Source organism: Thermobacillus xylanilyticus (assembly GCF_907165215.1).
GTDB lineage: Bacteria > Bacillota > Bacilli > Paenibacillales > Paenibacillaceae > Thermobacillus > Thermobacillus xylanilyticus.
Genome location: NZ_CAJRAY010000064.1, coordinates 1 through 10,214 on the forward strand (window position 1 = coordinate 1; position 10,214 = coordinate 10,214).

At 56.3% G+C, this 10,214-nt stretch carries 14 protein-coding genes; 2 read left to right on the forward strand and 12 right to left on the reverse strand.

The window, feature by feature from the left end:
• Positions 1–933: 933 nt before the first annotated feature.
• On the reverse strand, positions 934–1,626 hold the full coding sequence (locus KJQ12_RS12435; RefSeq protein WP_213484922.1) for an aspartate/glutamate racemase family protein: 693 nt from the start codon (positions 1,624–1,626) through the stop codon (positions 934–936).
• Complete coding sequence (locus tag KJQ12_RS12440) at positions 1,623–2,150, reverse strand: nitroreductase family protein (RefSeq protein WP_213484923.1); 528 nt, start codon at positions 2,148–2,150, stop codon at positions 1,623–1,625. Before KJQ12_RS12440 ends, KJQ12_RS12435 begins: the two co-directional genes overlap by 4 nt.
• Before the next feature lie 114 nt (positions 2,151–2,264).
• Here KJQ12_RS12440 and KJQ12_RS12445 point away from each other — a divergent pair, with 114 nt between their 5' ends.
• The gene (locus tag KJQ12_RS12445; RefSeq protein ID WP_213484935.1) at positions 2,265–2,660 is read left to right on the forward strand and encodes a DUF488 domain-containing protein; all 396 of its coding nucleotides are present in this window, start codon (positions 2,265–2,267) and stop codon (positions 2,658–2,660) included.
• On the opposite strand, the gene KJQ12_RS12450 is transcribed toward KJQ12_RS12445, so the two are convergent.
• The 3 genes from KJQ12_RS12450 to KJQ12_RS12460 form a co-directional block, all read right to left on the reverse strand.
• A complete protein-coding gene (locus KJQ12_RS12450) occupies positions 2,652–3,203 on the reverse strand; it encodes a hemerythrin domain-containing protein (RefSeq protein WP_213484924.1) in 552 nt (183 codons plus the stop codon). The genes KJQ12_RS12445 and KJQ12_RS12450 overlap by 9 nt on opposite strands.
• A gap of 24 nt (positions 3,204–3,227) precedes the next feature.
• Positions 3,228–3,944: an iron-sulfur cluster repair di-iron protein gene (gene ric / locus KJQ12_RS12455; RefSeq protein ID WP_213484925.1), complete on the reverse strand. Its 717-nt coding sequence runs from the start codon at positions 3,942–3,944 to the stop codon at positions 3,228–3,230.
• Positions 3,945–4,126: 182 nt separating this feature from the next.
• A complete protein-coding gene (locus KJQ12_RS12460; RefSeq protein WP_213484926.1) occupies positions 4,127–4,702 on the reverse strand; it encodes an NADPH-dependent FMN reductase in 576 nt (191 codons plus the stop codon).
• Positions 4,703–4,892: 190 nt separating this feature from the next.
• Here KJQ12_RS12460 and KJQ12_RS12465 point away from each other — a divergent pair, with 190 nt between their 5' ends.
• A complete protein-coding gene (locus KJQ12_RS12465; RefSeq protein WP_244860593.1) occupies positions 4,893–5,522 on the forward strand; it encodes a TetR/AcrR family transcriptional regulator in 630 nt (209 codons plus the stop codon).
• A 63-nt stretch (positions 5,523–5,585) separates the two neighbouring features.
• Here the strand turns inward: KJQ12_RS12465 and KJQ12_RS12470 are convergent, their stop codons facing one another.
• From KJQ12_RS12470 to KJQ12_RS12500, 7 genes are all read right to left on the reverse strand, one after another.
• Positions 5,586–5,990 (reverse strand): VOC family protein, encoded by a 405-nt coding sequence (locus KJQ12_RS12470; protein WP_213484928.1) that lies wholly within the window; start codon positions 5,988–5,990, stop codon positions 5,586–5,588.
• A gap of 111 nt (positions 5,991–6,101) precedes the next feature.
• Positions 6,102–6,692: a hypothetical protein gene (locus KJQ12_RS12475; protein ID WP_213484929.1), complete on the reverse strand. Its 591-nt coding sequence runs from the start codon at positions 6,690–6,692 to the stop codon at positions 6,102–6,104.
• Positions 6,693–6,722: 30 nt separating this feature from the next.
• Entirely contained in the window at positions 6,723–6,959 is a 237-nt protein-coding gene (locus KJQ12_RS12480; protein ID WP_213484930.1) for a hypothetical protein, read from the reverse strand.
• 188 nt (positions 6,960–7,147) lie between these two features.
• Positions 7,148–7,609, reverse strand: a complete 462-nt coding sequence (locus KJQ12_RS12485; protein ID WP_213484931.1) for a DUF4365 domain-containing protein — start codon at positions 7,607–7,609, stop codon at positions 7,148–7,150.
• Entirely contained in the window at positions 7,582–8,424 is an 843-nt protein-coding gene (locus tag KJQ12_RS12490) for an inositol monophosphatase family protein (protein ID WP_213484932.1), read from the reverse strand. Before KJQ12_RS12490 ends, KJQ12_RS12485 begins: the two co-directional genes overlap by 28 nt.
• Before the next feature lie 3 nt (positions 8,425–8,427).
• Positions 8,428–9,252 carry a VanW family protein gene (locus tag KJQ12_RS12495; protein WP_213484933.1) on the reverse strand — a complete coding sequence of 275 codons (825 nt, stop codon included), beginning with the start codon at positions 9,250–9,252 and terminating at the stop codon, positions 8,428–8,430.
• A gap of 18 nt (positions 9,253–9,270) precedes the next feature.
• Positions 9,271–10,026 carry a class I SAM-dependent methyltransferase gene (locus KJQ12_RS12500; protein ID WP_213484934.1) on the reverse strand — a complete coding sequence of 252 codons (756 nt, stop codon included), beginning with the start codon at positions 10,024–10,026 and terminating at the stop codon, positions 9,271–9,273.
• Positions 10,027–10,214 lie beyond the last annotated feature (188 nt).

Here is a 10,214-nt window from a genome sequence, read left to right on the forward strand (position 1 = left end):
CTAGTTGAGGACTCCCTATGAAGCTGGCTTCAAAACGAAATTATGCAAAAGGCTCATATTTTAATCAAACATTGCTTTTATAACCCTATTTACATACAGGTCAAACATCATCATGACTTGTTCATAAGTGTTTTGACTGTCCGTTTGGACGTGCGGAAGATCAAGCATGACCTGAACATTGGCGTATCGGATACAAGAATCGGCATTCCCCGCGAACAGATCTCGAATACACCTCATGGGCTCAATAACACGCCTACAAAAAGAACACAAATCGAAAACAAGATGTACTTTAATAATCTGAACTTCATCTCCAGCGGATTTCGAATTCGTTCACCTTGGTAATAGTAGAACAAGTTTCCAAATATTAATGTAAGAGCAATAATCCCCACAGAAGAAAGAATGAAATTTTCTTCGTCTGATGAAATGTGAATCAAAATCATCATGAAAATCGAAATGATAACTCCAACCAAGTAATACCTGAGTCTTTGATAGATCTTAAATCTTGATCGATTGTTGATTCCCTCAACCAAACTCCATAATGCCAATAAGATGAACACACCCAGGATTATCCATTCAATAAGCAATTTGATTCTCACCTGCCAGCCTTAATCCCCGATCTTCTTCAATCCACCATCTCTCTGGCCATGGGAATCATCTGAAGCAATGCGAAATCCAGCAGGCCCAACAGCAAACTTCCGGTGTAGTAGATGATCATGAGGGAAGGAAGAATCCCTCACCGGAGACAAGCGGCTTTCCGGGATCGACCTGAATGCCTTGCGGATTTTTCCCCAACCCCAACACTCCTGTCCATCATAATGTTTGCATTTACATAATAATATCGACTCCGATTATTAATATTTTACAACCGTTCCTCACCCACCCAAACAAAAAAAGCGACCGCCCGCCGCCAGGCAGGCAATCGCCATATCCCCGCTACTCGCTAAGCGCCAGCTCAACCGCGCGCTCGGCGTGGATGCGCGTGGTGTCGAAGTCGGGGACCGACAGGTCGCCCGGACGGATCAGCAGCGGCAGCTCCGTGCAGCTGAGCAGGATGCCCTCCGCTCCCTGACCGACCAGCCGCTCCGCCGCCTCCGTGACGCGCTTGCGGGATTCCTCCGTGATGATCCCGAGGCACAGTTCCTCATAAATGATCCTGTGGACTTCCTCCCGATCTTCCGCGTCGGGCACATAAACGGTCAGGCCGTGCGAGGCCAGCCGGTCCTTCAGGAAATCCTTCTCCATCGTGTACCGCGTGCCGAGCAGGCCGACGCGGGTGAGCCCCGCCTGACGCACCCGGTCGGCGGTCGCATCCGCAATATGGACGAGCGGAATGCGGACGGCCTGCTGCACCGCATCCGCCACGAGGTGCATCGTATTGGCGCCGATCAGCACCATATCGGCGCCCGCCCGCTCCAGATTCCGCGCGGCTTCCGCCAACACCGCACCGGCGGCATCCCACTCGCCCCGGCGCTGCATCTCCGCGATCCCGCTGAAATCGACGCTGTACATCACGAGCTTCGCGGAATGCAGGCCGCCCAGACGGCGCGCCACTTCCTCGTTCAGAATCCGATAGTAATCAATCGTCGACTGCCAGCTCATGCCGCCCAGAAGTCCGATCGTCTTCATGAGGTAAACCTTCCCTCATGGAATACCCGTTCCGGCGGGTACATCTCTTTCGGCGGCGGCTCCACGGCCGGGTATCCCAGTCCGATGATGGCCACAACCCTGTATTGGCCGGGGATGCCCAGCAGATCCCGGACATGCTTCTCCCGCTTTGCGGATTCGGCCGCATCCTCGGCGTGATACACCGCTCCCCACGCGGCGCCGAGCCCGAGCGACACGGCGGTCAGCCAAGCAAACCCGCCGGCGATCGACGCGTCCTGCAGCCAATATTTGCTGAGCGCCGGATCGGCGATGATGACCACCGCCCCGGCGGCCTGTTCGAGCCATTGCATGTACGGCGTGGTCGGCGTCAGCTTGCGGAGCATCTCCTTCTCCGTGATGAGGATGAATTCGCGGGAAGGCAGGTTGTTGCCGCTCGGGGCCAGATACAGCGCGCGGGACAGCTTGTCCATGACGTCCTGCGGAATCGGATCGGACTTGAACTGCGTAATCTCGCGGCGCTTCTCGATGGCCGCCAACACATCCATGGGCATCATCTCCTTTCCTACATTCTATCCGAAACGGCGGTTCCATCCAATTCCTTCCGACGCGTATAATGGATTTACATGGACAAAATCTTCACGAAAGAAGGCGACCGCACCATGTCCGGCACGAATCGCCCCGCCATTCGCATCAAACGCGTCTATGAGCCGCCCGCTCCCGAAGACGGCGTGCGCATTCTCGTCGACCGTCTCTGGCCGCGCGGCGTTTCGAAGGAGCAGGCGTCCATCGACGAATGGATGAAAGAAATCGCCCCGAGTCCCGAACTGCGCACATGGTTCGGCCACCGCCCGGAGCGATTTGCGGAGTTTGCTTCCGGCTATGAGCGGGAACTGGCGGAAGATCCGGTCCGCCTCAGGCTCGCGGACCGCATCTGCGAAACGGCGCTCAGGCAGCCCGTTACGCTCGTCTACGCCGCGATAGATCCCGTCCACAACCACGCCGTCGTGCTGCGGGATTGGCTCAAGCGCCGCGTCAATGCTGAGCCATCAGGCTGATCCGACGGCGCGGGCGAGCTTCGCTTTCTCTTCTTCGTTCAGCATGTTCTCCGCCATCGGGAACAGCACGTTCTCTTCCTTCATGAAATGTTCCGTCAGAACGGCGTGGGCCTGGATCGCGCAGGACGCGATTTCCTTCGCCTTGGCGGCGTCCACCGCTCCTTCGATCTGTTCCACGGCTTCGCTGAATTTCTTCAGGTTGGTCTTGGCCAGGTCGTGCTCATATTCCATCACGGCGATCGGTCCCGATTCTCTGCCGATGTATTTCGCCATGAGCGGAAAGAGCGCCCCTTCCTCGCGCTCGGAATGAGGGTCCAGCTCGCCGACGAAGGCGTCCACCTTGCGCTTCAGCTCCGCAAGCCGGCCGCTCCAGTCGGCGACGCCGCCATCCAGCCCGATCTCCGCCGCCTCGCGGGCGAACGCGTTCATTTGCTCCCGGAGCGGTCCGTGCTCCTTCTTCAGCCGGGCAAGCGGTTCGCACAGCTCCACCGGCATCCGCCCGCCGAACATCGATGCGCCGCATTGATGCGGGGTTTGTTCCATATCGCTCACTCCTCGCCTAGATTTTCAATGGGTGCCGGCCAGGCTGCGGTATCTCGGGAACAGCACGTTGTTTTCGAGATGGATGTGTTCGAACAGATCCGATTCCAGCGCTTCCAGCTTCCGGAAGGCCAGGGTGTAGGTCCGGCACGCATCCTCCGGCAGCCGGTAGTCCCGCGTGATCTCCCGCATTTCCTTCAGCAGTTCGCCCACCGCGCTGTGGTCGTCTTCCATCTCCCCGATCGCCTTCGCCGCTTCCGCGCCGCCGGCCTGCGCTCCCGCCTGTTCGGCCCTGCGGATCAGCGGAAACACCGTCTCCTCCTCGTCGGCGAGATGCCGCTCGAGTTCCGCCTTCATGCGATGGAACCGGTCATGCAATGCCGCCAGCTCCGGATGCGCGCTGCCGTGAACCCGATAAATCTTCGCGACGAACTCGCCAAGGAGCGGCAGTTCCTCGCGCAAATACGCATGATGGGTCTGCACGATATGGTCGATCAGTTCGGATGACGTTTTTTCGCGCCAGTCCGTGTCCCGGGTCATCCTCTCCTGCGCCTGGCGGTACAGCTGATTCAGACGTTCGAGGAAGGCCTGCTTGTCGATCTGCCGCTGTTCCAGCGCTTCGGACAGCGTGCGGTCGCCGCCGCAGCAGAAATCGATCCGGTATTCCTTCATCAGGTTGCCTGCGCCGGGAAATCCGGCCACGATGTCGCCGACGCGCTCGGAACCGTTGAACGCCGCTTCCATGTACCATCCTCCCCTTTCGGACAAAAATTGATGCTTCCGCTCTCAGTGTACCGCCCCCGGTCCGCCGCTTATGTGACACGTGTCACCAACAAATGGCGTTTGCAAAAAAATAACATGCCGACGCGATACGTTCGACGTACCCCGACGGCATGCCGCCTGACTTGGGTGATGGATGTTTCGTGTTATCCCGCTTGCGCCGACGCTTCCCGCACACCGCGCAGCGCGCTGCTCCACGCGGACAGTTCGTCCAGCATCCGGTTCAACGTTTCCTCATGATCCGAAGTCGGCCGGAACACGGAGATATCTTCAAAATCGGTGTACAGCGACAGGTTCAGCTCCGTGCGGACGTGGGCCATCTTCAGCTCGGACAGGATCCCGCGCAGCGCCGTCGTGGCGTGGTGGCCGCCGCCCGCGCCGTAGCCGACCAGGCCGGCCGCCTTGTTGTTCCACTCGCGGAACAGGAAGTCGATCGCGTTCTTGAGCGCTCCCGGCACGGAGCGGTTATATTCCGGCGTCACGAACACGTACCCGTCGAACGGTTGGATAACGTTCGACCATTGGATCGTGTGCGGCTTGGTGTACTGCCCCATGAGGGGCGGCATCGGCTCGTCCAGAAGCGGCAGCGGATGGTCCGCGAGGTCGATCAGCTCGTAATCGGCGCCCCCGCGCTTGCGGGCCGTCTCGAGCACCCACTTCGCCACCGTTTCACCGTTGCGTCCCGGACGCGTGCTGCCGAGGATGATCGCGATTTTCAGCATGGTTCTGGTCCTCCTTCATAAAGGCTTGGATTTATCCATTCCGGTGCACCGAATGTTTGACGCCATCGTACCGAACCGCGGCCGGAATCGCAACCGACAATCCGTTGCGATCCGTCGAATTTCCGTCGATTCCGGCCAGTGTGTATAATAAAGTCAAAATGTTCTACGGGGAGGGAGACCGTTGTCGGAGGTGGATCGGAACCAGGACCGGCGCGTCAAGCGGACCCGCCAGGTGATCCGCGACGCGTTCATCGCGCTCGTCGGGCAGAAAGGGTTCGAAGCGGTCACCGTGCAGGAGATCACCGAGGCTGCAGATATCCATCGGTCGACGTTCTATTTTCATTTTCAGGACAAGTACGATCTGCTGGAGCAGTGCAACCGGGAGATGTTCCAGGCCTTCGGCGAGGCGCTCGCCCCGCCCGATTGCCGGCCCGGCGAAGAATGCCGCTTCAACTGGCATGAGGGGCTGGTCCGCCATTTCGAGCACATCGCCGACAACGCGGACTACTACAAGGTGATGCTGGGGGAGAACGGCGTGCCGGGGGTGGCGAAGCAGCTGCAGCGGATCATCGAGGACGTTTTTTACCGGAAGCTGGTCTTCCTGAATCAGGCGGACCGCGCCCCGATGGAGACGCCGGCGGAAGCGCTCAGCCGATTCGTCGCGGCGGCGCATCTCGGCCTGATCGCGTGGTGGCTGGAGAGCGATCTCCTCTATCGCCCCGCGCATATGGCGAGATGGCTGGGCGAACTGATCGAGCACGGCCCGCTTCGGTCGGACGGCGCCATTAGGGGCGGCGCTCCCGGGCCTGTCCGGGTTTAGCAAGCATCGAAAACGGCACCCGCGGAAGGTGCCGTTTCGTTATTTCGCTATCGGATTCGGGCATCAGGCTTCGTGGCTGAACTGCCACTTGATGTTGAACTTGTCCGTCACGATGCCGTAGGCTTTGCTCCAGGGCATCTCCTGCAGCTCCAATTCAACTGTGCCGCCGTCCTTCAGCTTCTCGAACGCGCTCTGGATCGCCGCTTCATCGCTGCTGACATAGGCCAGGGTAAAGTTGTTGCCCTGCTGATAGGGGCTCCCCGGGTAATCATCGGAAATCATCAGCTTGCTGCCGCCGATCTCGATGTACGTGTGCATGACCAGGTCTTTCGCTTCCGCGGGAATTTCGTCAGCATGCACCGATCCGTACGTCAAAATCTGCGGTTCCGGGGCGCCGAACACTTGCGCGTAGAATAATGCCGCTTCCCGTGCGTTTCCGTTGAAAAACAAGTAAGGATAAAGCGCCAACTGGACCAACTCCTTCAAATGGGTTGTCCAAAGTATAGCATATGCCGGGGAAGACAACAAACAAATGTTCGCATTTCAAGACTGATTAAACGCGCCAACTCGGCCCCGTATTCAAACCATGACTCGAAACTTGCGGTTTGCCGCGCGGTTTAACTTCTCCAATGCCTCCGGGGTGCAGTACAGGATCGTGAGGGTCTGTCCATCCTTGAAATACACAAAATCTTTGCCCGGTTTCCTGACGATTTCCGCGATCCGCTCAAGAACGCTGACATCAAACCAGTCGTCCTCAAATTTCACCTCCAGCTCATGTCTCCTGCCCTCGTGTGAGAAAGACAGACGGGCCGCCTCTTCATTGAAGTCGACGTTGCTGTCCGGCTCGCTGATCCGGCATTCGCCTTTTGTCAGGCGCATGAACTGTTCGACGATATGCGTGTAAACCTGCTCATCCTCTACGCACTCGATATCAAAACTTAAAATGTCATCGGACATCCGCAGCACATTTCCGTCTTCGTCCAACAGGTCCGTCCCGGCGGCGGAGATCAGCAGGGTGTAGGGATCGTTTGCATATGCTTGCGGATCGAATTGTTCCTTGAGTTTCCCGATCAGCTCTTCGTCAGGCAGATTGAACGTTATGCCCAGCTCTTTGAGATCCTGAATTTGGGTCTCCAGCGGCAATGTCTTGCGAAACAGACGAGATAACATCGTACGATCATCCTTCTGTGCGCTTAGTCATCAAATGTCTTCCTTGATCACTTGCTTGATCCGGTCATGAAAATTTTCAATGTTGTGTTCGTCATAGAGTGCTGCCGTAATCTCATGCTCATATTGTTCATCGTTGACATGTACATGCAGACTCGGTTTTTCCAGCAGCGAACGCAAACCGTCCAGCAGTTCTCTGGCTTCGCGTTCGGTTAACAGCAGGGTTGCCTTACGGATTGTTCTGTTGTTGTCCTCGTCGAAAATTCTCATTTGTTCTCCTCAGATCAAAGTCCGAAAAATGCAAAAGCATCAGCAGCGGTTCTCGGCTTGAAATCCAACTGTTCAATTGGAATGCCGCGGCTCATCCATTCGCCTCCTGACTTTTGGCACCCACGATGCCTTCAGGTAATAAATAAAACAATGCCCGGAAATACCTGTGTCCATGGCTCCTCCCGCCGTTACAGGAAGTGTCTGATCTGTTCATTGAAAGCATATCGCTCCAGCAGGCGGACATTCTTCCGCGAGACGTTGATCCCGTACTCCGGTTTGCTTTTCTGTCCCGGCTTGCCGTAATCCCGGTTCACGAACACATCGTTGGGCTGAGCCCATGCCTCCGAAGGGATGAGGAAAATTTCCGGCAGACGGCCTTGCTCGAACAGCAAGAGGGTCAAGTACAGGTTGCGATTATCGATATTGAACTTGCTCTTCTGCATGAACACGTAGCCCGTGCCTCGCAAAGCCTTGACCTGGATCTCGCAGAATCTGCCCTGCAAATCCTTGACGATGAAATCGATCCCTCTGTCGTCGACTTCGGAGGTGTACACCTCCAATCCATATGAAGCAAACTCCATCTTTGCGAAGTACTCGGCGTATTTTCCCAGTTGCAGGTTGTTCAGCCGCGTCCAGTCCGTGTTTGGCATGCTGCAGGCTCCCTTGAATTCAGTCCCTCTCTTACGGTCTGCAAAAAGAACTCCCTGCTCTCGGGGTGACAGGCGATGATGTACGGCTCATTGTTCATGCCCACGAAATCATTGCCATCGAAATCGATCACCAGGCCGCCGGCTTCTTTCACCATCAGCACACCGGCGTACAGGTCGTCCCCTTCCGAGTTGTAGAGCACGATGCCATCCAGGTCGCCTTTGGCCAGCATGCACCATTGCAGCGACGGCGCCCACAATCGGATCATCCGCTTGAATTTGACATCGATGTAATGTTTCAGCCGAACGGCGGCCGGTTCGTTCTGCACCTGATGCCCCTGGATCCAGCCCACCGTGCCTTTCGCCGGATTTTCTCTCTTGCGCACCTGCATTCGCTGGCCGTTGCACCACGCGCCTTCATTTTTGACGGCCACGTACAGCCGGTTTACCATCGGCTCATAGATGACGCCCAGCACGGCTTCCCTTCGGTGCAGCAGCGTGATGCACAACGAAAACACGGGCAGGCCGATCGCATAGTTGTTTGTCCCGTCGAGCGGATCGACCATCCAGAGCCAGTCGCCTTCTTTGCCGCTCAAGCCGCTCTCCTCGCTGGTAATCTGATGGTCCGGGAAAGCGCGGGTAATTTCCTGCAAAATGATTTCCTCTGCACGAAAATCCATTTCCGTCACAACGTCACCGAAGCTGCCTTTCTCATGGATGACGGCCGTCTGGTCAAAATGCTCCTTCACGATCTGCCCGGCCTTCAAGACCGCGTTTACGGCAACTTCTTTCGCTTGGCGAATAATTTCCGCTTCCATGGTTCACCTCTGTACGCTCATACCGTCTTCCAGCATCGGTTCGTACATCATGATGGCGTGATTTTCCGTGATGAACTCATCTGCGACAAGCTCATGATCCGGGGTGTAGATTTTTCTGTATATCTTGTTGTGCCTTACGTATCCGCCCCAAAATTCATGCGTAATCCAGTGCTCCTTCTCGTACACCTCGTACCTGCGTAACGACGGAGTTGTTGACCGCCATTCCCCGACCAGGTGCGTGTCCGTCAAATAAACGATCAGTTGGTATGGCCGGTCGGTCTCGTTTTTGATCTGCAGATCCAGATAGTTATAGGCGCACGTTGCCCCGCTTCCGAACGGCTGCGTCCTTCCCGAGTCGGAGAACACGTCGTAACTGTGCCGATGTCTCTCTGTCACGGTCAAAGGGGTGTGCAAGGCCATCCAGTAAATCAAATTCGATAATTGGCACAAACCTCCGCCCACGCCCGCCGTAACGTTCCCGTAAAACAGCACCATGCCTTCCACGTAACCTTTTCGTCTGGTCGGATTGCCGATCCGCCGCCAGAACGAGAAGGTTTCTCCCGGCTTTACCATCAGCCCGTTCAGGCGCCGGGAGGCGATGGTCAGGTTCTTCACTTTGTTATGCTGCAGCCGCATGTCCGCATTTCGGAGTTGTCGCAGCAGCGGCGTCCGATGTGTAAAAATGACGTGCGGCAGCAACGAACGCTCGATATGGGAAGCATACTTTTTGCCGCCGAGATACCAGTCGCAGTACCGCTTCAAGCGATAGTTTTTTTTGCCAACGTATATTCGGATCGAACTTCGCGGCACGGGTCTCAGAGAAGTCAACTTCCTTCAACCCCCTGTTCATACCTCGCCCCAATAAATTTCAGTCTCGTATTCGAAAGGCACGATGCCGTTCCGGTTGTTCCGTTCAAACAGCTCCCGAAGCTCTTTGATCATGGCATCGTATTTCGGATGGCCGGGGAGAGGAATGTAGGAGGAAGACAGCAACCGCCCTTTCAATCCCTCGAAATCGAATTCCTGCGTCAATGTGAAACGTTCTTCGTTCATCGCGCCATCCTTGAAGAAAGAGAGCAGCATCTCTCTGGAAATATTGCGGCGGTTGACGGTTTTATAGTCGGTTCCATAGGTCTGGAGCAGCTGCTCGTATTCCTCACGAAACGGAGTGCCGCTCACAAGGCGCGTGTTCCAGATCAAGATCGCTTTACCGCCCGGCTGCAAAATTCTGCGGAATTCGGTCTGCGCGGCTGCCCGGTCAAACCAGTGGAACGATTGCGCACAGACAATGAACGCTGCCGACCGGTCCGGCAGCCCGGTCGATTCCGCGGAACCGGGCACAGCCCGAAAGTCCGGATAGCCGTTCAACGTCTGCTCGGAAGCCGCCCGCATGGCCGCATTCGGCTCAACCGCAATGACGCGGCTTCCGCGTTCCAGCAGCAGCTTCGAAAAAATGCCCGTACCGGAACCGATGTCCGCAATCGTGCAGCCCGGCCGCAATCCAACCGTGTCGTACAAATAATCAATGGCCGCTTTGGGGTAACTTGGCCGGTATTTCACATAGGTATCGACGCGGTTTGAAAATCTTTCTTTGCTGTTCATCATGTATCACCCCCGAATGAAAAAGCCACCAAGGATGTTGCGCGTGCCGACTCCCGGGTGACTTCACATGTTTATACTACAGATCCGTAATGTTGATCCTGATGGCCGCTGAATGCCGTACATTCAATTTATCCTAAATTTCGAAAGTACCGTTCATTGAAAACATAAAAAAGTGCCCAAATCTTTGG

What these genes read in the sequence shown, in the direction of transcription:
- KJQ12_RS12435 (WP_213484922.1), bottom strand. Translation starts at nt 1,626, where the DNA reads ATGAAGACGATCGGACTTCTGGGCGGCATGAGCTGGCAGTCGACGATT.
- KJQ12_RS12440 (WP_213484923.1), bottom strand. Translation starts at nt 2,150, where the DNA reads ATGGATGTGTTGGCGGCCATCGAGAAGCGCCGCGAGATTACGCAGTTC.
- KJQ12_RS12445 (WP_213484935.1), top strand. Translation starts at nt 2,265, where the DNA reads ATGTCCGGCACGAATCGCCCCGCCATTCGCATCAAACGCGTCTATGAG.
- KJQ12_RS12450 (WP_213484924.1), bottom strand. Translation starts at nt 3,203, where the DNA reads ATGGAACAAACCCCGCATCAATGCGGCGCATCGATGTTCGGCGGGCGG.
- ric (WP_213484925.1), bottom strand. Translation starts at nt 3,944, where the DNA reads ATGGAAGCGGCGTTCAACGGTTCCGAGCGCGTCGGCGACATCGTGGCC.
- KJQ12_RS12460 (WP_213484926.1), bottom strand. Translation starts at nt 4,702, where the DNA reads ATGCTGAAAATCGCGATCATCCTCGGCAGCACGCGTCCGGGACGCAAC.
- KJQ12_RS12475 (WP_213484929.1), bottom strand. Translation starts at nt 6,692, where the DNA reads ATGTTATCTCGTCTGTTTCGCAAGACATTGCCGCTGGAGACCCAAATT.
- KJQ12_RS12480 (WP_213484930.1), bottom strand. Translation starts at nt 6,959, where the DNA reads ATGAGAATTTTCGACGAGGACAACAACAGAACAATCCGTAAGGCAACC.
- KJQ12_RS12485 (WP_213484931.1), bottom strand. Translation starts at nt 7,609, where the DNA reads ATGCCAAACACGGACTGGACGCGGCTGAACAACCTGCAACTGGGAAAA.
- KJQ12_RS12490 (WP_213484932.1), bottom strand. Translation starts at nt 8,424, where the DNA reads ATGGAAGCGGAAATTATTCGCCAAGCGAAAGAAGTTGCCGTAAACGCG.
- KJQ12_RS12500 (WP_213484934.1), bottom strand. Translation starts at nt 10,026, where the DNA reads ATGAACAGCAAAGAAAGATTTTCAAACCGCGTCGATACCTATGTGAAA.